We start from the raw sequence: 21226 nt of genomic DNA on the forward strand, positions 1-21226 counted from the left end.
CACATTCCGGGCCAGATCATTATGCACGTCCGGCGGATCGGCGCCACCTGTGCGCCGATCCGCCGTCCGCTCAGAGCCAGTTGCGCTTGCGGAAGATCGCCCAGAGCACGCCCATCAGCAGGAGCATGCCGAGGATCGCGACCGGGTAGCCGTAGCGCCAGTGCAGCTCGGGCATGTGGTCGAAGTTCATGCCGTAGACACCGGCGATCAAGCCGGGTGCGAACAGGATCGCCGCCCACGACGAGATCTTCTTGACCTCCTCGCCCTGGCGGTGTGCTGCCCGGGCGAGTTGCCGGCTCTCCTCACCCTGGGCCAGGCTCGCGCTGGTCATCCGGCGCATCGCCTCGTTCTGCTCCTGCGACACCAGGGTGGCGTGCAGGGTCAGGGCGTTCTCGAGCAGGGCACGGAACGAGTCGACCCGCTCGGTCACACGGAGCGCGTGGTCGTGCACGTTGCGGAGCCGGTGCTGCACGTCGTCGTCGACGCCGTACTTGTCGGCACCGCGGAGCAGCCCCGTGACCATCGCCGGCACCGGGGCGGTGGCCCGCTGGAACGCGAGGACCTCGCTGAGCAGCTGGTAGATGCGCTTCGAGACCCCGGGGTCGACCTGCCCGGCGAACAGCTGGTCCTCGATGGCATCGATCTGCTCCTGCAGCACCTGGACGACGGGGCCGTAGCCGTCCACGACCTCGTCGAGCACAGCCGCGGTCACGGCCTCGGACCCCTTCGCCAGGAACTCCGGGTCCGCCTCGACCTGTGCCCGCAGCACCGCCAGGTCGGGTCGGGCGGCGTGCCGGACGCTCACGACGAAGTGGTCGCCGACGAACAGGTGCACCTCGCCGAACTCGACGGTGCCCGAGGCCTGGTCGAACCACGCGGGCCGGAGCACCAGGAACAGGGTGTCGCCGTAGCGCTCGAGCTTGGCGCGCTGGTGTCCCTTGCGGGCGTCCTCGACGGCGTTCTCGTGCAGGTCGAACTCGGTGGCGACGGCCTCGAGTTCGTGCGGGTCGGGCCGGAGCAGCCCGATCCACGTCAGGTCGCCACGAGCCGGTCGCGACAGGGTCGACGGAGACTCCACGCGGCGTCCCCGGACGTAGATCGCGTTGTCGATCAGTGCCATGTGCGTGCTCCTTTGGTGCGGAGCAGACGGGCGCGATGGCGCCCCGGAGGTGATCCGGGACGCAGGCAGGGTCAGCGAGCGGGCGCGACGACCGACACGGGCGGCCGGCCCGATCGAGGATGGTCACCCGACATCGCGCCTCACCTGCCCTTCTCGTCTCGTCGTGGCGGCGCCCAGAGCGCTGCCGACCGTCGAGCGTACGCCTGCGGCGCGGGCGGGACAACCCGGCCCGACAGGCGCAGGAGCGTCAGCGCGTGACGTGCAGCCCGGCGGTCTCGAGTTCGGCGAGCTGCCACCCGAGCCACGGGCTCCAGGCGAACGGCGCGCCGGCGACGGCCTGCCTGAGAGAGTCCTCGGACACCCAGGCCCACTCGGCGACCTCGTCGTCCGCGGGCGCCGGGGTGTCGTCGGTCACGGCACGGAAGACGGGGCAGACCTCGTTCTCCACGATGCCCGACGCGTCGACCGCGCGGTACCGGAACTCCGGCAGCACGACCTCGACGTCACGGATGGTGATGCCGAGCTCGCGAGAGGCGCGACGAGCGATCGCGTCCTCGAAGGACTCGTCCGGACCGGGGTGACCGCAGAAGGTGTTCGTCCACACCCCCGGCCAGGTCTTCTTCGACAGTGCTCGTCGGGTCACCAGGACGTCACCGTCGGTGTTCCGGACGTGGCACGAGAACGCCAGGTGCAGGGGCGTGTGGGCTGTGTGCACCGTGAACTTGTCCGCCGTGCCGATCGGGGTACGGTCGTCGGCCAGGAGCACCACGGATTCAGGGAAAGCGTTCATCTGTGTCGATAGGTTAGGCCAATGAGCGAGGAAGCGACCACCGTGCCGCACATCGACCTCGCGCTCGTCGACGACTGCCTCGAGCGCTTCTTCGCCGTGTCGTCGGCCCGCGCCGAGCGCTACGGCCGACCGTCCGAAGAACTGTGGCGCGTGCTCCGCAAGGCGAGCATGGGTGGCAAGCGCTTCCGGCCCCGCATGGTCATGACCGCGTACGCCGGCATGGGCGGCACAGACGTGCACGCAGCCGCCAACGTCGCGGCAGCGTACGAACTCCTGCACACCGCACTCGTGGTGCACGACGACGTCATCGACCGCGACTGGTCGCGCCGTGGTCAGCCGAACGTCGCCGGGTCCTTCCGTGACAACGGGACGACGGGCGGCCTGCCGTTGCCGACGGCCGAGCACCGGGGGATGAGTGCCGCGGTCATCGCCGGTGACCTGGCCCTCGCCGGTGCGCCCCGCTTCATCGAGGCTGCGGGCGTCGACGGCACTCGCCGCGAGCGGCTGCTCGAACTGCTCGACGAGGCGGTGTTCGCCAGCGCTGCCGGCGAGATGACCGACGTCGACCTGGCACTCGGCGTGATGCCGACCGTGGACGAGGTCCTGGCGATGGAGCGGGCGAAGACGAGCGTGTACTCGTTCGAGGCTCCGCTGCAGTCCGGGGCCGTGCTGGCCGGCGCCGACGAGGAGGTCGTCACCGCCCTCGGGGCCTTCGGTCGCGAGATCGGCATCGCGTACCAGATCGTCGACGACCTGCTCGGGGTCTTCGGCGACGAGACCATGACCGGCAAGACCGTGCTCGGCGACCTGCGCGAGGGCAAGCGCACCATGCTGATCGCGTACGCGGCGACCACCGACTGCTGGCCCGACCTCGAGCCGTACCTCGGCGACCCCGACCTGACCGAGGCCCGCGCGGACGAGGTCCGTGCAACCCTGGTCTCCTGCGGTGCGCGCGGTGCCGCGGAAGCACGCGTCGCCGACCACACCGCACTCGCCCGGGCCGAGCTCGCCCGGCTGCCGTACGACCTCGCCGACCGCCTGGAGGCCCTCGTGACCGAACTCGTGGAGCGCGCCCGGTGACCCACAGCACCACCACGGCGACCGGATCCCGTCCGGCTCGCCTCCAGCTGTACGACGCCACGGCCGAGGCCGCGTCGGGGGTCGTCATCGACCGGTACTCCACGTCGTTCGGGCTGGCAAGCCGCATGCTGGCCCGCGACACGCGCGAGCACATCCGGAACGTCTACGCGCTGGTCCGCGTCGCGGACGAGGTCGTCGACGGGCCCGCGACCGAGGCCGGGCTCGACCGCGAGCTCGCCCGCACGGTGCTCGACGAGCTCGAGGCCGACACCGAACGGGCCATCGCACTCGGCTTCTCGGTGAACCCGGTCGTCCACGCGTTCGCCCGCACCGCCCGCGCCACCGGCTTCGGCGCCGAGCTCACCGCCCCGTTCTTCGCCTCGATGCGCATGGACCTCGACCGCACCGAGCACGACGACGCCTCGTTCGACGCGTACGTGTACGGCTCGGCCGAGGTCGTCGGCCTGATGTGCCTGCGCGCGTTCGTGTACCGCGCCGGTCGGCCGACGTTCGACCAGGCCGAACTCGTCGCCGGTGCACGTGCGCTCGGCGCCGCGTTCCAGAAGGTGAACTTCCTGCGTGACCTGCACGCCGACTTCGAGGTGCTCGGTCGGTCGTACTTCCCGGGCGTCGACATCCGGTCGTTCGACGAGGCCACCAAGGACCGCCTGGTCGCCGACGTGCAGGCCGACCTCGACCACGCAGCACGCACGATCCGGCTGCTGCCGGCCGACGCCCGCAACGCCGTCGGACTCGCCCACGCGCTGTTCCAGGAACTCAACGACCGACTCGCGCGCACCCCGGCGAGCCGCCTCGTCACGACGCGCGTGCGCGTCCCCAACCCGGTGAAGGTGCGCCTCGCGGCGCAGGTCCTCGCCGGACGCGCACCGCTCCGGTCGCGCGTCACCACCCACCGGCCGGGAGGCTCCTCATGACCCCGCCCCGCGCCTCCCGACCGACGACGGTCGCCACCACCACCCGGCGCAAGGTGCCCGCACGCCGCGCGGTCGTCATCGGCGGCGGCATCAGCGGCCTGGCGGCCGCCGCGCTGCTCGCACGCGACGGCTTCTCGGTGACGGTGCTCGAGCAGCGCACGCAGCTCGGCGGCCGTGCCGGCTCGTGGGAGCAGGACGGGTTCCGGTTCGACACCGGGCCGTCGTGGTACCTCATGCCCGAGGTCTTCGACCACTTCTTCCAGCTGCTGGGAACGTCGGCCGAGGCCGAACTCGACCTGGTGAAGCTCGACCCCGGCTACCGCGTCTACAGCGAGGGCCACGACGAGCCGATCGACCTGCGCGCCGACGCCGAGGCCAACATCGCGCTGTTCGAGTCCATCGAGCCCGGTGCCGGCGAGCGGATGCGGAAGTACCTCGCGTCGGCCGAGGACACCTACACGATGGCCGTGCGCCGGTTCCTCTACACGAGCTTCCAGGACCTCACGAAGCTCGCCGCACCCGACGTCCTGCGTCGTCTGCCCAAGCTCGCGCGCCTGCTGCTCGAGCCGCTCTCCACCTTTGCCGAGACCGCCGTGCGCGACCGTCGCCTGTGGCAGATCCTTGGCTACCCGGCGGTGTTCCTCGGCACGAGCCCGTACGCGGCGCCGAGCATGTACCACCTGATGAGCCACCTCGACCTGGCCGACGGCGTGCTCTACCCGAAGGGCGGCATCACCGAGGTGATCTCCGCCGTCGAGCGGGTCGCCCGTGCCGAGGGCGCGAAGATCATCGCCGGTGCGAAGGTCGAGCGGATCGTCGTCGAGGACGGCGTCGCCACCGGGGTCGTCCACCGCGACCGCGACGGTGTGCAGCACACGGCCCCCGCCGACCTCGTGGTCAGCGCTGCCGACATGCAGCACACCGAGATGCAGCTGCTCGAGCGTGAGCACCGCACCCACGGCGCCGACCACTGGAAGAAGCGCGACCCGGGGCCGAGCGCGGTGCTCGTGTACCTCGGCATCGACGGTCCGACGCCGGGCCTGCTGCACCACACCCTGATGTTCACCGCGGACTGGAAGGCGAACTTCGGCGCGATCTTCGGCGACGACCGGCACGTGCCGGACCCCGCCTCGATCTACGTCTGCGCCCCGTCCGAGACCGACCCGAGCGTCTCCCCGCCCGGTACCAGCAACCTGTTCATCCTGGTGCCCCTGCCCGCCGACCTGTCGATCGGCAAGGGCGGCATCGACGGTGCCGGTGACTACCAGGTCGAGCAGATCGCCGACCGTGCCATCGACGTGCTGGCCGAGCGCGCCGGGGTGCCGGACCTGCGCGACCGCATCCGGGTCCGACGCACGATCGGACCGCGCGACTTCGCCGACGACCTGAACGCCTGGAACGGCTCGATGCTCGGCCCGGCGCACACCCTGAAGCAGAGCGCGTTCTTCCGCGAGAAGAACGCGTCGAAGAAGGTCGAGGGGCTGTACTACGTCGGTGCCTCGACGATCCCGGGCATCGGTCTGCCGATGTGCCTGATCAGCGCCGAGGTCCTGCTCAAGCGCATCCACGGCGACCGGAGCACCGAGCCGCTGCCGACGCCCCTCGGGGCCCCGCGGGACCGGACCGAGACCGTCTGATGCCCGGGGTCTACCTCGCCGGCCTGGTGGTGTCCCTGGTCGGCATGACCGTGCTGGACGCCCGCTTCCGGCTGTTCTTCTGGCGGGCACCGTGGCGGGCAGCAGCCGTGATGGTCGTCGGTGTCGCGTTCTTCATGGTGTGGGACGTCGCCGGTGTCGCTGCCGGCATCTTCTTCATCGGGCCGCAGAACCTGCTCACCGGGGTGCTCCTGGCGCCCGAGGTCCCGCTCGAGGAACTCTTCTTCCTGCTGCTGCTCTGCTACTCGACGATGGACCTGGTCGGTTTCGTCCGGCCCCTCGTGCAGCGGGCGACCGATCGGCGGCGCGCGTGAACGGCACCGGGGCGTACGCGCTCCTGGCCCTGCCGTTCTTCGGCGTCACGGCCGTCGTGGCCGTGGTCGCCGGGCTCGTCGCCGCTCGCCGGGCCCGTGCGGCGGGTCGACCGCCCGCCGTCGGGCGACGGGTCGCGGTGCTCACGTCCGTGATCGCGGGCATCGCGCTGCTGGTGATGACGATGGTGTTCGACAACGTCATCGTCACGCTGCGGATCGTCGCCTACGACCCCTCGCTCATCAGCGGTGCGAAGATCGGTGCGATCCCGGTCGAGGACCTCGCCTACGCGATGTCCGCCATCGTGCTGCTGCCCAGCCTGTGGGTCCTGTTCGACCGGACCGGCGGACACGACCGGACCGGCGCACGCGACCGGACCGGCGCGCGCCCCGCGCTCGGCCCGACCACAGCACCAGCAGAGGACATGAAGTGAACGCCAGCACCGCCTCCAGGCCGTCGACCCTGCGCGCCCTGTTCGTGTCGTCGCGCCCGATCAGCTGGGTGAACACCGCCTACCCGTTCGGCGCCGCGTACCTGCTCGGCAGCGGGGTCGGCGTCGAGGGCGGCGGCGGGTTCTCGCTCGTCGCGTTCCTGGTCGGCGTCGTGTACTTCCTGGTGCCCTACAACCTGGCGATGTACGGCATCAACGACGTCTTCGACTACGAGTCCGACCTGCGCAACCCGCGCAAGGGCGGCGTCGAGGGCGCCCTGCTCGACAAGAGCGTCCACCGCACCACGCTGTGGGCCGTCGTCGTCACGAACGTCCCCTTCCTCGTCGCGCTCGTGGTGCTCGGCGCGGTCAGCGGCAACGGGCCGTGGTCGTGGCTCGTCCTGGCGATCAGCGTGTTCGCGGTCATCGCGTACTCGGCACCGGGGCTGCGGTTCAAGGAGAAGCCGTTCCTCGACTCGCTCACGTCGAGCACGCACTTCGTCTCGCCCGCGATCTACGGCCTCGCCCTGGCGGGCCCGCACTGGACCGGTGAGCTCGTCGCCGTGTGCATCGCGTTCTTCCTGTGGGGCGTGGCCTCGCACGCGTTCGGTGCCGTGCAGGACGTCCTGGCCGACCGTGCCGGCGGCATCGGCTCCGTCGCGACCGTGATCGGCGCCCGGGCCACCGTCCGCCTGGCCTTCGTCGCCTACCTGGTCGCCGGCGTCGCGCTGCTGTTCTCGGCGTTCCCCGGGCCGATCGCCGCGATCGTCGTCATCCCGTACGCGCTCAACGTGCTGCCGTGGTGGAACATCACCGACCAGGGCGCCGAGGCCGCGAACGTCGGGTGGAAGCGCTTCCTCTGGATCAACTACCTGGCGGGCTTCATCGTCACGATGGCACTCATCGCGTACGCCTTCACGCACTGACAGACTGGACGCACGCACCGCGGCGTCCGTGGTGCGTCACCAGTCACGACGGCAGTCACGAAGGAGTGCGCGCATGAGCGTCCGGATCATCCACGTCGGTCTCGGAGGGTGGGGCGGCAACTGGGCCCGCACCGCCATCCCAGAGGTGTCGGAAGTGCAGGTGGTCGGGATCGTCGACCCGTCGGCGCCGACGCTCGAGGCCGTGCGGACCGACCTCGGGCTCCCGGCCTCCGCGGCGTTCGGGTCCCTGACCGAGGCGCTCGCCGCGGTCGAGGCCGACGCCGTCGTCATCACCGCCCCGGCCGTGACGCACGTGCCGCTCGCGCTCGAGGCCCTCGACGCCGGCAAGCACGTCCTGGTCGAGAAGCCGTTCGCCAACACCACCGACGAGGCCGTCACCGCGGTCCGTCGCGCCGAGGAGCTCGGCCTGGTGCTGCAGGTCAGCCAGAACTACCGCTGGTACCCGGCACCGCGGGTCGTGCAGGAGATGCTCGAGGCGGACGTCGTCGGCGAGGTCTCCGCGATCAACGTCGACTTCCGGCAGTGGGACAACGACCAGCCCGCCGAGACGTACCCGCACTACCGGTTCCCGCACGCGATGATCAACGACATGGCGATCCACCACTTCGACCTGCTCCGGATGATCACCGGGCAAGAGGCGGTCCGCGTCTTCGCCAAGGCCAGCTACCCCGCCTACAGCAAGTACCAGGACGAAGCGGTCGCCTCGATGATCATCGAGCTCGACGGCGGCACGGTGGTCAACTACCGCGGCAGCTGGCTGAGCCGTGGCCCGCGCACCGCCTGGGCCGGCGAGTGGAGCATCGAGGGCGAGGACGGCGAGCTCTGGTTCACGAGCCGCGACGGTGAGCCGAACGCGGTCGACGGCGACCGGGTCACCGTCCGCCGCACGCAGGACGACGTCGCCGAACCGGTCGAGCTCCCCGTGCTCGCGCACACCGACCGCCAGGGCGGGCTGCAGGCGTTCGCCCGCTCCGTGCAGGGCGGCCCCGCCCCGGAGACGAGCGGGCGCGACAACCTGCGGAGCCTCGCGCTGATGGAGGCCGCCGGCCGCTCCGCGGCGTCCGGTCTGCCCGAGGACGTCGTCGTCCCGTCCTGACCGCACCCACCCACGGCCTGGAGGCGCGGGGCGGGCCCGCACCGTGCCTCCAGTCCGGCTCTGGTCGCGCCCACCGCGTCAAAGCGACAGTGGGTTGCGGAACGTTCGCGGCATACTGTCGCTTTCGCGAACCAGACCCGGTGCGGTCCGCCTGATCTGTCGCTCGCGCGTCAGGCGGCGCCGGCCACCCGCCGCGCCTGCGCGACGGCCCGCCGCACGCCGAGCGACCAGCCCGGCCCGTGGCCGGGCAGCACGTGCTTCGCCTCGGTGTCCGCGAGCCGGTCGAGCGACGCGACCGCCGTGTCGACGTCGGAGGTCGCCGCGGGTGCGACGATCCGCGGTCCGATCCCGCCCGTGTACGGGTCGAAGGTGACGAGCGCGTCCCCGGCGATCACGGCGTCGCGGTCGGCGAAGTGCAGTGCCACGTGGCCGTCGGTGTGCCCCGGGGTCTCGATGATCCACGGGTTGCCCGGCACGTCGGCGCGGCTCTCCATCGTTTCGGTGTCCGCGATGCCGTCGACCGTGACCGCACCGGCCAGCAGCATCCGGCCCAGGGGGCGCAGACCACCCGGGTGGAGCGCCACGAACCCGAAACGGTTCGTCTGCGGCCGGTACGAGTACGGGTGCGCGGCGAGGTGCCGATCGCCCGGGTGGACGAACACGGGCGTGCCCCAGTCGCGGTGCATCCGTGCGGCGGTGCCGACGTGGTCGAAGTGCCCGTGCGTGAGCAGGAGCCCCTCGACCTGGTCGGGCGTGTAGCCCAGGTCGTGCACGGCGAGCTGCAGGTGCGGCCACGCGGCGGGCAACCCCGCGTCGACGACGAGCAACCGATCGCCGGTCTCGACGAGGTACGTGTTGGTGTGTGCGATCTCGAGGCGGTGGATCCCCTCGGCGGCGTCCCGGAAGAGCATGTGCGGCACGGTAGACGCGGCCTGCTGGGCACGATCCCGGGTGGGACGTGTACGAAATGGGGAATGGCCAAGGACAGTCTGCCCGAGCTCGAACTCGCCAACGTGCGCACCCGTGAGGGCATCACGGACACCGTGACGGAGCTGAAGCGACGCGCGGACCTGCCCGCCCGGACGCGGCTCGCGGTCGCCAAGACGAAGCAGCGGTGGCACCGTGACCCCACGCCCCTGGTGGCGATGGGCATCACCGGACTGACCGGTGTCGCGGCGATCGTCCTCGGGATCGCGCTGCGGAACCGCCCCGCCGGGCACCTGGCCGCGCCGCCGGCGAACTCGGCGTTCACCGCGCTGCTGCCGTTCGGTGCGCGTGGCGACGCCCCCTCGGCGAAGGAGCAGGCGCAGGCAGGCCGCAAGGGCCGGAAGGCGCGTGCCAAGGCGGCCGAGGAAGCCCTCGAGCAGGACCCGGCGCACCGCGCCCGCGTGAAGCAGCAGGTCGGCATCGCGGCGGTGCAGCGACGGGCGAACAAGAACCGCAAGCAGGCGGTCAAGCGGTCGAAGCAGGCCGTGAAGGCGAGAGGGTAGGCACATGGCGCACGAAGAGCACAAGCCGGACCCGGACGACGCCCGGAAGCCCGACAGCCCCACCGACCTCAAGAAGCCGACGCTCGTCTACACGCTGAAGAAGACGCTGCGCGAGTTCACGAGCGACCAGTGCACCGACCTGGCGGCGAGCCTGACGTACTACTCGGTGCTCGCGTTGTTCCCCGGGCTGCTGGCGGTCGTGTCACTGCTGGGCCTGGTCGGACAGGCTGACAACACGATCAAGACCCTGCTGCAGATCATCGGCAACATCGGGTCCGACCAGGTCGTGGACCTGATCAAGGAGCCGCTCGAGGGACTCGTCCGTTCGCCCGCCGCCCCCTTCACGTTCATCGTCGGTGTCGTCGGTGCCCTCTGGTCGGCCTCCGGCTACGTCGGCGCCTTCGGCCGTGCCATGAACCGGATCTACAACGTCCGCGAGGGCCGCCCGATCTGGAAGCTCCGCCCGACCATGCTCGGCGTGACCGTCACCACCGTCGTCCTGCTCGTGGTCGGTCTGCTGGTGCTGGTGAGCGCGCCGCTCGCCCGCAGCTTCGGCGACGTCATCGGCCTCGGCGACGTGGCCGTCACCGTCCTGTCGATCGTGCAGTGGCCGATCCTGCTCGTCATCGCGATCATCGTCGTCGCAGTGCTCTACTACTGGTCGCCGAACGTCAAGCAGCCGAAGTTCACCTGGGTGAGCGGTGGCTCGATCCTGGCGCTCCTCATCTGGATCATCGCCAGTGTCGGCTTCGGGTTCTACGTCGGGAACTTCTCGAACTACAACGCCACGTACGGCTCCCTGGGTGGGGTCATCGTGTTCCTGCTGTGGATCTGGATCACGAACAACGCCCTGCTCTTCGGTGCCGAGTTCGACGCCGAGATCGAGCGGGGCCGCGAGCTGCAGGCCGGCATCCGAGCGGAGGAGGACATCCAGCTCCCCGAGCGCGACACCCGACAGATCGAGAAGCAGGACGAGAAGCGGGCGCAGGACGTGCTCGAGGGCATCCGCATCCGCCAGGGCGTCGACAACGACTGACCGCGGCTCGTCCGACCACCGCTGACGGGCGCTCTCCGGGTCGGGGCGCTACGGTGCGAGCGTGCCGTCCTTCCTCGAGGGGCTCCCGTTCCGGTGGCTCGTCCTCGCGCTCTTCGTGATCGTGTTCTGCCGTGCGCAGGCCACGTACTGGGTCGCGCGGCTCGCGGTGACGGGTGCGTCCCGATCGCGGTGGGGCGGCTGGCTGCGGTCGCCGGCGGTCCGCCGCGGTTCGGCGCTGCTGGATCGCTGGGGGTTGCCCGTCGTGACGGTGAGCTTCGTCGTGGTCGGCCTGCAGACGGTGATGAACGCCGCAGCGGGCCTGGCGCGGGTCGCCTGGTGGCGGTACACGATCGCGATGGTGCCGGGGTGCGTGGCCTGGGCGTTCCTGTACGCGACGGTCGGGCTCGCCGTGTTCTGGGCGGTCGTCGCGGCGCTCGCCGGCTCGCCGTGGGGCATCGCGGCGCTCGTGGGCCTGGTGGTCGTCGCCGGCGTCGCGCTGACGGTCCTGCGTCGTCGCCGCGACCGCACAGGAGGCCCGGCTCGGCTTCCGTAGGCTGGCCTCCGTGACGACAGACCAGCTCCAGAACCGTCCGGTCGCCCTGGTGACCGGAGCCACCCGCGGCATCGGGCGCGCGATCGCCGCCGACCTCGGCCGCACCCATCACGTGCTCGTCGGCGGCCGGTCCGCCGACGCCGTGGACGCCCTCGTCCAGGAGCTGCCGAGCGCGGCGCCGTTCGTCGGTGACCTGGGCGCGGGCGAGGTCCCCGCGCTGCCCGATCGGCTCGACGTCCTGGTGCACTCGGCCGGTGTCGAGCAGGGCACCACCGTCGCCGACACCCCGCGCGCGGTGTGGGAGCAGGTCTTCGCGACGAACGTGTTCGCGGTCGCCGAGCTCACCCGGCTGGCGCTGCCGGCACTCCGGGCTGCCCGGGGCATCGTCGTACCGATCAACAGCGGCTCCGGGTTCCACTCGGGGCCCGGCGGTGGCGTGTACGCGGCGTCGAAGTTCGCGCTGCGGGCCTTCGCCGACGCCCTGCGCGAAGAGGAGCGGGCGAACGGCGTGCGGGTGTCGAGCGTGCACCCGGGCCGGACCGACTCGGACATGCAGCGGCAGCTCGTGGCGAAGCTCGGGGAGTCCTACGACACGGACTACTACCTGGCGCCGGAGGACGTGGCCGCCGCGGTCCGCACCGTCGTCGACATGCCCGAGCGCGGCACCGTCGAGTCGCTCGCGATCCGACCGACCCGACGGCGCTGATGTTCGGACGGCGCTGACACGCTGACGGCGACCATCGGCTACCGCAGCTCGATCCGGTCGTCGAGCTCGAGCCGTTCCAGGAACGTCTCGTCGTGGCTCACCACGACGACTGCTCCCCGGGAGGCCCGCAGCGCGTCCACGAGCTGGTCGACGCTCGTCAGGTCGAGGTCGTTCGTCGGCTCGTCGAGCACGAGCAGCTGCGGTGGTGGGTCGGCGAGCACCAGGGCCGCCAGCGCCACCCGGAACCGCTCCCCGCCGGACAGGTCCCCGGCCGGGCGGTCGACGGTGTCCCCGCGAACCAGGAACTTCGCCAGCCGGTTGCGGACCTCGGCGACGGGCACGTGCGGGGCGTCCCGGCGCATGTTGTCGAGCACCGTGGCGGTGTCGTCCAGACTGTCCTTCCGCTGCGGCAGGTACGCGATCCGGTCGACGTGGGCGACGGCCGTGGTCTCGGGCAGCGGGTGCTCCCGCGCGGCGGAGTCGCCGACGAGCTGCTCGAGCAGGGTGGACTTGCCGACGCCGTTGTCCCCGGTGACGGCGATCCGTTCCGGCCCCTGCACGATGACGTCCCGTCCGCGGACGGTCACGGTGGCGATCCGACGCGATGCCGGCACGTCCGGGTCGGGCAGGGTGACGTGGATCGATTCGTCGTCGCGCAGGCGGAGCTCGGCCTCGCGCTTGGTGGCGAGTGCGGCGGCTTCGTCGTCCGCGTACCCGACGCGCAGTCGACCGGCGGTCTCCTGCGCCTTCTTCCGCTGCTCGTTCGCCAGGATCTTCGGCATCGAGCGGCCCGCCTTCTCGCCGGCCTTCGCACGTCGGGCGATCTTCGTCTCCGCCTCGATGCGCTGCCGCTTCTCGGTGCGGTGCCGCTGGTCGGCGACCCGGACCTCGCGCTCGACGGCCGCTTGCTGTACGGCCAGGTGCTCCTCGAACGCGCTGAACGTCCCACCGAACACCGTCATCGACCCGGCGCGGAGCTCCACGGTCTCGTCGACGTGCTCCAGGAGTTCCCGGTCGTGGCTGACGACCACCAGGGTTCCGCGCCAGTCGTCGACCAGGTCGAGGAGCAGCCCGCGGGCCCGGCGGTCCAGGTTGTTCGTCGGCTCGTCCAGGAACACGATCGGCCGGGCGCGCAACCGCACCCCGGCGACGGCGACGAGCACCGACTGCCCGCCGGACAGCGTCGACACCGGCCGGTCGAGGTCGGTGCCGTCGAGCCCGACCCGGTCGAGCACCGCGGCGGCCCGTTCCTCCAGGTCCCAGTCGTCGCCGACTGCCTCGAGCTGTGCTGCCGTGGCGTCGCCGGCCAGGACGGCCCGGAGTGCGGTGAGTGTGGGCCGGACGCCGAGCAGGTCGGCGACGGTGTCGTCGATCCCCGTTGCAAGGCGCTGCGGCAGGTGGTCGACGGGACCCGACGTCGCGATGCTGCCCGACGTGGGGTGGAGCCGGCCGGTCGCGAGCCGGACCAGCGTGGACTTGCCGGCCCCGTTCCTCCCGACCAGCCCGGTCCGGCCACGTCCGAAGGCGGCGGTGAGGTGGTCGAGCGCGACGGTGCCGTCGGGCCAGGCGAAGGTGACGTCGTGCAGGACGACGGACGGACTGGTGGGCATGGGGGTGTCTCCCGGTGTCGATGCTGGGCGCACGACACCGAGGCCACCGCGGTGCGGTGGAGCGCCCGACGGGGCGCGCGATCACGGTGTCAGCGCGTGGGCTGAGCGGTACCGGTGATCGACAGCAATCCGTCTGCTTCCGTCGGGGGACCCCCGTGTCCGCCATCCGTTCCGCCGGTCGGTCTCCCGCCCCGGCGGCCCCGCGATGACGACGAGGTGACCTCCACGGTAATCCCGTGACACGGGCACCCGCAAGGGATGACAGGCTGGGGGCATGCCGGAGAACCTGTTGCCGACCCCGTCGTCGAACCCCGAGACCCTGCTGCCCGCCGAGCCGGAGGTGACCGCCGCGATCGAGGCGGAGGCCCCCGTCGCCAGCGTGGTGGTGTCCTACCCGTCGTCGAGCCTGGCGTGGGCGCTGCTCGCCGACGAGGCGTGGGCGCGCGGCGCGACCCTCGAGTCCTACGCGTACGCCCGTGTCGGGTACCACCGTGGGCTCGATGCCCTGCGCAAGGCCGGCTGGCGCGGTGTGGGGCCGGTGCCGTGGTCGCACGAGCCCAACCGTGGCGTGCTGCGGGCGCTGTTCGCCCTGCGCCGTGCCGCCGAGGCGATCGAGGAGCCCGGCGAGGCCGAGCGCCTGACCGACTTCCTGAACGCGAGCGACCCCGAGGCCCTGCGCGAACTGTCCGCCGGCGCGTAGGCGGCGCGCCGTGCACAGCCAAAGTCACCTCGAACCGCGTTGATCCGCGGTTCAGGAGCACTTCGGTTGTGCACGGCGCGCCGCGGCCCGCGCCGCGCCCCGCCCCGGTCATCGCGCCCCGAAGAGACGGGGCGCGATGACCGCAGCGGGGCGCAGCCCGCGGGCCAGCTCGCGGAGCCGACCCGCGGGCTGCTCGCCCCGACCTACGCCAGCGCGACGCTCCAACTGAACGCCTGCGGCCAGAGCTGGTGCTCGGGCAGCACGTCGAGCCCGCACGCCCGGCTGCCGAGCCCGTGCTGCGCGGCGTCGAGGTACAGGTACAGGTGGTCGGACGTCGGCAGCTCGTACGGGTGCTCCGAGCGGTCGATCTGCTGTGCGGTCCACGGCGACAGGGTGAACCCCGCACGGTGCGACCCGACCGTCGACACGGTGAACGGCCCGACCGACAGCTCCCGCAGGTCGGGCCGGTGCCCGGTCTCCTGCGGCCGCGAGTACGCCACCCCGAGCGACCGCACCGGCGCGGTGAACCGGCCGACACGGGCAGCGTGCGAGGAATCGGCGTACGACTCCAGCGGTCCGGTCCCGAACCAGGTCGCGTCCGCATCCGCCAGCGACGCAGGCAGGTCGAACCGCACCCCGATCCGCGGCCACGTGACGTCCCAGGCGCCGAACGGCACGGCGTCGGTCTGCAGCACGAGCCCGTCGGACGTCAGGGTCCAGCGGTGCGTGACCTCGAGCCCCCACCCGCTGTTCGCCGCCGCGACGCGGACACGCTGCTCCAGACCGGAGTCGGTGCGCGACACCGACACCAGCCGGTGCGTCAGCCGGTCCAGCCCTCGGTCGCGCCAGCGCGTCGCCGACGGGGGAGCGGTCGGGTCGCCGACCCCGTGCGTGAGCACCGGGTCCGCGGTCTCGTAGCCGCCCTGTGACGCCAGGCTGTCGTTGTCCGTCGGTGCACGCCAGAGCTCCAGACGAGGCCCGGCGACCTCGTGGCCCTTCCAGGACACCAGGTCGCCACGGGCGTTGAACGTGCCGTCGCCCAGGTGGTCGCCCTCCCACCCCTGCCGGGAGGCCCGTGGTGCGTCCGCCGCGCGCGCTGCGACGAGCCGCTGGGTGCGCGCGACGACGTGGCCGGTGTCCGCCCACGCGGTCGGCCCCGCCAGTTCCATGGTCAGGTCGAACCAGAGCTCGTCGCCGGGTGCGAGTTCGGACGTGGCCGCGTCGAGCACCTCCGCGGGCACCGGGACCGTCGCCGACTCCCGGGCGGCGACGATGCCCGTGGACAGCCGACCCGAGGCCTCGACGACACCGTTCCGCGACAGGGTCCAGCACAGCCGGAGCCCGGCGGTCGAGGCCGAGTGGTACCGGTTCTCGAGCAGCACCGTGGTGTCCGAGACCGCGAGCCGGATCGGGGCCACGACGGCGGCGAACTCGGCGAGCCCCGGCGTCGGGGTGTCGTCGGGCAGCACCAGGCCGTCCATCACGAAGTTGCCGTCGTGCACGACCTCGCCGAAGTCCCCGCCGTAGGCGTAGTAGTCCTCGCCGGCGGGCGTCTTCGCGAGCAGGCCGTGGTCCCGCCACTCCCACACGAACCCGCCGTGCAGCCGCGGGTACCGGTCGACCAGGGCCTCGTACTCGGCGATCTGCCCCGGGCCGTTGCCCATCGCGTGCACGTACTCGCAGTGGATGAAGGGCTTCGACCGCTGCCGTGCGGCCTCGGCCGGGCCGCAGCCGAGCAGGGGCGTCGGGGTGCCGCCGCCGATCGACTCGGTCTCCTGCAGCGTCGGGTACATCCGCGAGTAGACGTCGGTGTACTCGCCCGTGTAGTCGCCCTCGTAGTGCACGGGGCGCTCGGCGTCGCGGTCGTGCACCCACTGCGACATCGCCGCGAGGTTCCGGCCGGTGCCGGACTCGTTGCCGAGCGACCACATCACGATCGATGCGTGGTTCTTGTCGCGCTCGACGGTGCGGGCGATGCGGTCGAGGTAGGCCTCGGCCCACGCCGGGTCGTCGGAGGGGTTGCCGACCCAGTCGGTGAACAGGAACCCGTGGGTCTCCAGGTCGCACTCCAGGATCACCCAGAACCCGAGCTCGTCGGCCAGGTCGAGCACACGGGGGTGCGGCGGGTAGTGCGAGGTGCGGATGGCGTTGACGTTGTTGCGCTTCATCAGCGCCATGTCGGCGCGGGCGTGCTCCTCGTCGAACACCCGGCCGCGCACGGGGTGGGTCTCGTGCCGGTTCACACCGTGGAACACCACGCGCTCACCGTTCACCAGGAACCGGTCGCCGACGATGGACACGGTGCGGAACCCGAGTCGGAGCGACACCGTCTCACCGCCCGAGGCGCCCGCGCCGGCCGCCGCGGAACCGGTCGACAGCATCGCGTCGTAGAGCTTCGGCAGCTCGGCACTCCACGGCTCGACGCCCTCGACCTCGATCGGCGCGACGTCGTCCGCCGTGGCCCAGGTGACGTCGACGCCCAGGTCGGGCACCGCGAACCGCACCGGGAACACCGCGTCGAGCGTCGGGAACGTGATCGTGCCGGTCCCCGTCTCCGGCCGTCCCGACGCCGCGGTGCCGGACGAGGCAGCCGTGCCGAGCGTCGCCCGCCAACCGGCGCGCACGAACACGTCGTCGATCGGTGCCGTGGGCCGGGCGAGCAGGGTGACGTCGCGGAAGATGCCGGGCAGCCACCACTGGTCCTGGTCCTCCAGGTAGGACGCCGCCGACCACTGGTGCACCCGGACCGCGAGCTCGTTCGCCCCCGGGCGCACCAGTTCGGTGACGTCGAACTCGGTCGCCAGGCGCGAGCCCGTCGACCACCCCACGAGCGTCCCGTTCAGCCACACCCGGAAGTGCGACTCGACCCCGTCGAACCGCAGCAGCACCCGGCCGGCACCGTCGAACGACGACGGCAGCTCGAACGTGCGGCGGTGGTCACCGGTCGGGTTCTCCTCCGGCGGGTGCGGCGGGTCGATCGGGAACGGGTACTGCAGGTTCGTGTAGCTCGGAGCGCCGTGGCCGTGCAGCACCCAGTGCGACGGCACCGGGAGCTCGCCCCAGGCCGGGTCGTCGTCCTCCCCACCCTCGGTCGCGAAGTCCTCGGAGACCGAGGCGACGGGCGACCACCGGAACCGCCAGTCCCCGTTCAGCGACAGGGACGGGGCGTCGGTGTGCAGCCAGGCACGGGGTACCAGCCGCGAGTCGGAGCCGGGTGCGGTGGACGAGAGTGCGGAGTGGGTCAACCCTTGACCGATCCTTCCGTGAGGCCTCCACGCCAGAAGCGCTGGAGGACGATGATGGCGATGACGAGCGGGATGACCGAGACGAGCACCCCGCCGGTGGTGAGCTGGTAGAACTCCGGCAGGCGGTCGACCTGCGAGCGCCAGTTGTTCAGACCCAGTGTTATCGGGTACAGCTTCTGGTCTGCCAGCATGATGAGCGGCAGGAAGAAGTTGTTCCAGATCCCGACCACCTGGAACAGGAACACGGTGACGAGCGCCGGGGTCATCTGCCGGAGCACCACGGTGTGGAAGATCCGCAGTTCGCCGGCCCCGTCGATGCGAGCCTGTTCGAGCAGGGTGGTGTCCACCGACGCGGCGGCGTACACCCGGCACAGGAACAGGCCGAACGGTGACACCAGGCTCGGGATGAGCACGCTCCAGTACGTGTCGGTCAGGCCCATCGACGAGAACAGCAGGAACAGCGGCAGTGCGGTCGCGGTCCCCGGCACGAGAACGCCGCCGAGGATCGTGCCGAACACGAACTGGCGCCCCCGGAAGTCGTACTTCGCCAGCGCGTACCCGCCGGCCGCGGCGAAGTAGGTCGCCAGGACGGCACCGACGCCGGAGTACAGGATGCTGTTCGCGATCCACCGGACGAAGATGCCGCCGTCGTAGGTGAACACCTGCTGCAGGTTGCTCCAGAGCGCGAACTCGCCGCCGAACCAGAACCCGTTGGTCGAGAACAGCGCGCCCGTGGTCTTCGTCGCGGCGATGACGACCCAGTACAGCGGGACGATGAAGTACAGCGCGACGACGACGAGGATCCCCGTGACGACGATCTGCGAGCGCGGCGACCGGTCGAGCTTCCGTCGCTGGTGCGCCGAGATCGACGTGGTGTCGACCGGGACGGCGGTCTTCGCCGTGGCCGGCGCTTCGATGGCTTCGCTGGTCATGCGTCGGCCCCCTTCGTTCCGTTCTGCAGACTGGACCTGGCCTGGAGGCCCGGTGCGGCTTGGGAAGTACCGTTGCTGCCCGCCGCAGCGCGCGTCTGGAGCGCGGTGCGGGCCTCCCGGCCGTCGCGCCGTGCGCGCTTGCGTCGGTCGCGTTCGTCCTTGGGCGGTCGGTTCGTCAGCGCGAGGAACGTGAACGACAGGATGAACGCGGCCAGCGCGATGATGACCGCCTGCGCACTCGCGACGCCGTACTCGTTGAACGCGAACGCGTTCGTGTAGGCGGCGTAGTTCGGCGTGTACTCGGTGTCGATCGCCGGGGCGACCGTCGACAGGATCTGCGGCTCCGCGAAGAGCTGCAGGGTGCCGATGATCGAGAACACCGTCGTGAGCACCAGGGCCGGTGCGATGAGCGGGATCTGGATCCGCCACGCGACCTGGAACGCGTTCGCGCCGTCCACCTTGGCGGCCTCGTAGACCTCGCCGGGGATGGACTTCAGCTGCGCCACGATGATGAGCATGTTGTAGCCGGTGTAGGTCCACGTGACGATGTTCGCGATCGACCAGAGCACACTGTTGGCGCCGAGGAAGTCCGGCTGCAGCCCCATCGACTGCAGCAGCGACACGATCGGCGACAGGCCGGGCACGTACAGGAACGACCACAGGATCGTGGCGATGACGCCCGGGACGCCGTAGGGCATGAAGTAGATCGCCCGGAAGAAGCCCGGCCAGCGGGCGCTCGCCGACTCGAGCAGCAGCGCGAGGATCGTGCAGGCGATGATCATCACCGGGACCTGGACGATGCCGAACAGCAGCATGCGGCCGATCGAGGCGACGAACCCGCTGTCCTGCAGGGCGATCGCGTAGTTGTCGAACCCGGCGAACCGGCCGACCACACCGTCCTCACCGAACAGGCCTTCACGGTCGACGGTGGTGAACGACTGGAACAGGGCGCTGATGATCGGGATGACGAACGTCAGCAGGAACAGCGCCAGGAACGGGGCGAGCAGGATCCACGGGGCACGCTTCTGCGCGCTCGTGGCCTTCGTGCTCGTGCGGAACGCGGGGGTGCCGCCGGCCGGTCGACCGGTGGACCGTGGGGTGGTGGTCTGCTGGGTCATCGTGCCGTCCTGACGCTGAGGCCCTTGTCCTTGAAGGACTGGACGATCTCCCGCTGTGCGAGCTCCACGGCGTCACTGAGCTTCAGGCCCGAGGTGAGCTTGCGGCGGAACTGGTTCTGCAGGCTGGTGAAGGCCGACTGGGTCACCGGGGACCACGACCAGTCGATGTTCTGCTCCTTCGAGGCCGGCACGAAGACGTCCTCGTTGTAGTTCTGGCCGGAGAACCACTTCGACGGCTTCTCGCGCTGCGCCCCGATGTAGTCGACGGCGGGCGACCAGCCGATGCCGCAGTGCTTGATCATCGCGTCGATGCCCTCCTTCGAGGTGGTCATCCACGTGATGAACTCGAGCGCCTCCTTCGGGTGCTTCGCGTTCGCCAGCACCGCGGCCGTCGAACCGCCGATGGCGCTCGAGCCGAAGCCGTCGGCGCCCCACTTCTGCATCGGGGCGACCTTCCACTTGCCCTCGCCGCCCTGCACCGACTCGATCAGGGCGTCACCCCAGCTCGCGCTCGTGACCGCGGCGATCTTGCCGCTCGCGGCCGCGGCGTACCACCCGGGGGAGTACGCGCCGGCACTCGTGTCGACGAGCTTGTCGTCGATCACGCCGTCGAAGAAGTCCGCGACCATCAGGGTCTTGTCGTCGGTCATGTCGACGACCCACTCGTCGCCGTCGACCTTGAACCAGCGCGCGCCGGCCTGCTGTGCGTACGCGGCGAACGGCGACGCGTCGGCGACCGGGAACACCTCGAGGTAGTTCTGCTTCCCGGTGCTCCGGACCTTGTCGGCCAGGTCACGCCACTCGTCCCAGGTCGTCGGGGGTTCGCCACCGGCCTGCTCGAGGATCGCGGTCTGGTAGTAGAACCCCATCGGGCCGGTGTCCTGCGGGATGCCGTAGATGCCGTCGACGAACGACACCTGCGCCCACGCAGCCTCGTCGTACTTCGACTCGAAGTCCTTCGCGCCGTACCGGGCCAGGTCGACCAGGCCGTTCGCGAGCATGAACTCGGGGATCTGCCGGAGCTCGACCTGCCCGATGTCCGGGCCGCCGCCGGCCGCGAGCGCGGAGTACATCTTCTGGTACCCGCCGCTGTTGCCGCCGGGGATCCAGTTCGCCGACACCTGGATGTCCGGATGTGTCCTGTTCCAGACGTCGCAGACCTTCTGCAGGTCCTTGAGCCAGGCCCAGTAGGTGAGCTGGACGGTCTCACCCGAGGCCGCGGCGGGCACGAGGGCCGCCTTGTTGACGTTGGTCGAGCCCGGGACCGCACAGCCGGCGAGGAGTCCCGCCGCCGCGGTGCCGAGGCCGAAGCCCAACAGGTGTCGTCTCGTGATGGGTCGTGGTCGTGGCGCCATTGCCGCACTCCGTTCGTCGTTGATCGGGGTTGTCGACACCCAATCACAGAACCGAACGCCGTTGTGGTTTCGTGACCGTACCGACACTGCGCGTTCCCGGCGCACCTTGGAACGGC

At 71.1% G+C, this 21226-nt stretch carries 20 protein-coding genes; 12 read left to right on the top strand and 8 right to left on the bottom strand.

Going from position 1 to position 21226, the window contains the following annotated elements:
* Positions 1-70: 70 nt before the first annotated feature.
* The gene (locus DEJ19_RS02665) at positions 71-1120 is read right to left on the bottom strand and encodes a magnesium and cobalt transport protein CorA (RefSeq protein WP_111233129.1); all 1050 of its coding nucleotides are present in this window, start codon (positions 1118-1120) and stop codon (positions 71-73) included.
* Positions 1121-1367: 247 nt separating this feature from the next.
* Positions 1368-1910, bottom strand: coding sequence for an isopentenyl-diphosphate Delta-isomerase (gene idi, locus DEJ19_RS02670; protein ID WP_111233130.1), 543 nt, complete (start codon positions 1908-1910; stop codon positions 1368-1370).
* Between the two features lie 21 nt (positions 1911-1931).
* On the opposite strand from idi, the gene DEJ19_RS02675 reads away from it, so the two are divergent.
* The 7 genes from DEJ19_RS02675 (at position 1932) to DEJ19_RS02705 (ending at position 8365) form a co-directional block, all read left to right on the top strand.
* A complete protein-coding gene (locus DEJ19_RS02675) occupies positions 1932-2990 on the top strand; it encodes a polyprenyl synthetase family protein (protein WP_181441517.1) in 1059 nt (352 codons plus the stop codon).
* Positions 2987-3925 (top strand): phytoene/squalene synthase family protein, encoded by a 939-nt coding sequence (locus tag DEJ19_RS02680; RefSeq protein WP_110858704.1) that lies wholly within the window; start codon positions 2987-2989, stop codon positions 3923-3925. Before DEJ19_RS02675 ends, DEJ19_RS02680 begins: the two co-directional genes overlap by 4 nt.
* A complete protein-coding gene (gene crtI / locus DEJ19_RS02685) occupies positions 3922-5562 on the top strand; it encodes a phytoene desaturase family protein (RefSeq protein WP_111029687.1) in 1641 nt (546 codons plus the stop codon). Before DEJ19_RS02680 ends, crtI begins: the two co-directional genes overlap by 4 nt.
* Positions 5562-5894 carry a lycopene cyclase domain-containing protein gene (locus DEJ19_RS02690; protein ID WP_027464925.1) on the top strand — a complete coding sequence of 111 codons (333 nt, stop codon included), beginning with the start codon at positions 5562-5564 and terminating at the stop codon, positions 5892-5894. The genes crtI and DEJ19_RS02690 overlap by 1 nt, the downstream gene beginning before the upstream one ends.
* Complete coding sequence (locus DEJ19_RS02695) at positions 5891-6325, top strand: lycopene cyclase domain-containing protein (protein ID WP_181441518.1); 435 nt, start codon at positions 5891-5893, stop codon at positions 6323-6325. The genes DEJ19_RS02690 and DEJ19_RS02695 overlap by 4 nt, the downstream gene beginning before the upstream one ends.
* Positions 6322-7248: a prenyltransferase gene (locus DEJ19_RS02700; protein ID WP_111233132.1), complete on the top strand. Its 927-nt coding sequence runs from the start codon at positions 6322-6324 to the stop codon at positions 7246-7248. Before DEJ19_RS02695 ends, DEJ19_RS02700 begins: the two co-directional genes overlap by 4 nt.
* Before the next feature lie 73 nt (positions 7249-7321).
* Complete coding sequence (locus tag DEJ19_RS02705) at positions 7322-8365, top strand: Gfo/Idh/MocA family protein (RefSeq protein ID WP_027464923.1); 1044 nt, start codon at positions 7322-7324, stop codon at positions 8363-8365.
* Between the two features lie 170 nt (positions 8366-8535).
* On the opposite strand, the gene DEJ19_RS02710 is transcribed toward DEJ19_RS02705, so the two are convergent.
* Positions 8536-9276 carry an MBL fold metallo-hydrolase gene (locus tag DEJ19_RS02710; RefSeq protein WP_111233133.1) on the bottom strand — a complete coding sequence of 247 codons (741 nt, stop codon included), beginning with the start codon at positions 9274-9276 and terminating at the stop codon, positions 8536-8538.
* A gap of 63 nt (positions 9277-9339) precedes the next feature.
* Here DEJ19_RS02710 and DEJ19_RS02715 point away from each other — a divergent pair, with 63 nt between their 5' ends.
* The 4 genes from DEJ19_RS02715 (at position 9340) to DEJ19_RS02730 (ending at position 12150) form a co-directional block, all read left to right on the top strand.
* Positions 9340-9855 (top strand): hypothetical protein, encoded by a 516-nt coding sequence (locus DEJ19_RS02715; protein ID WP_111233134.1) that lies wholly within the window; start codon positions 9340-9342, stop codon positions 9853-9855.
* A gap of 4 nt (positions 9856-9859) precedes the next feature.
* A complete protein-coding gene (locus DEJ19_RS02720) occupies positions 9860-10891 on the top strand; it encodes a YihY/virulence factor BrkB family protein (RefSeq protein WP_111233135.1) in 1032 nt (343 codons plus the stop codon).
* A 61-nt stretch (positions 10892-10952) separates the two neighbouring features.
* Positions 10953-11444 (top strand): VTT domain-containing protein, encoded by a 492-nt coding sequence (locus DEJ19_RS02725; protein ID WP_027464919.1) that lies wholly within the window; start codon positions 10953-10955, stop codon positions 11442-11444.
* A gap of 10 nt (positions 11445-11454) precedes the next feature.
* Positions 11455-12150: an SDR family oxidoreductase gene (locus tag DEJ19_RS02730; RefSeq protein WP_071404940.1), complete on the top strand. Its 696-nt coding sequence runs from the start codon at positions 11455-11457 to the stop codon at positions 12148-12150.
* A gap of 38 nt (positions 12151-12188) precedes the next feature.
* Here the strand turns inward: DEJ19_RS02730 and DEJ19_RS02735 are convergent, their stop codons facing one another.
* Positions 12189-13760, bottom strand: a complete 1572-nt coding sequence (locus tag DEJ19_RS02735) for an ABC-F family ATP-binding cassette domain-containing protein (protein WP_111233136.1) — start codon at positions 13758-13760, stop codon at positions 12189-12191.
* A 274-nt stretch (positions 13761-14034) separates the two neighbouring features.
* Here DEJ19_RS02735 and DEJ19_RS02740 point away from each other — a divergent pair, with 274 nt between their 5' ends.
* Positions 14035-14460, top strand: coding sequence for a DUF3151 domain-containing protein (locus DEJ19_RS02740; protein WP_111099832.1), 426 nt, complete (start codon positions 14035-14037; stop codon positions 14458-14460).
* Between the two features lie 203 nt (positions 14461-14663).
* Here DEJ19_RS02740 and DEJ19_RS02745 read toward each other — a convergent pair whose 3' ends face one another.
* Genes DEJ19_RS02745 through DEJ19_RS02760 form a run of 4 tightly spaced genes read right to left on the bottom strand, consistent with a single transcriptional unit; the run spans position 14664 to position 21110 of the window.
* The gene (locus DEJ19_RS02745) at positions 14664-17705 is read right to left on the bottom strand and encodes a glycoside hydrolase family 2 TIM barrel-domain containing protein (RefSeq protein ID WP_111233137.1); all 3042 of its coding nucleotides are present in this window, start codon (positions 17703-17705) and stop codon (positions 14664-14666) included.
* Positions 17702-18637, bottom strand: a complete 936-nt coding sequence (locus DEJ19_RS02750; protein ID WP_027464914.1) for a carbohydrate ABC transporter permease — start codon at positions 18635-18637, stop codon at positions 17702-17704. The genes DEJ19_RS02745 and DEJ19_RS02750 overlap by 4 nt, the downstream gene beginning before the upstream one ends.
* Positions 18634-19755, bottom strand: a complete 1122-nt coding sequence (locus DEJ19_RS02755) for a carbohydrate ABC transporter permease (RefSeq protein WP_111233138.1) — start codon at positions 19753-19755, stop codon at positions 18634-18636. Before DEJ19_RS02755 ends, DEJ19_RS02750 begins: the two co-directional genes overlap by 4 nt.
* The gene (locus tag DEJ19_RS02760; RefSeq protein WP_111039408.1) at positions 19752-21110 is read right to left on the bottom strand and encodes an extracellular solute-binding protein; all 1359 of its coding nucleotides are present in this window, start codon (positions 21108-21110) and stop codon (positions 19752-19754) included. Before DEJ19_RS02760 ends, DEJ19_RS02755 begins: the two co-directional genes overlap by 4 nt.
* Positions 21111-21226: the final 116 nt, after the last annotated feature.

It is taken from the genome of Curtobacterium sp. MCSS17_016 (assembly GCF_003234255.2).
GTDB lineage: Bacteria > Actinomycetota > Actinomycetes > Actinomycetales > Microbacteriaceae > Curtobacterium > Curtobacterium flaccumfaciens.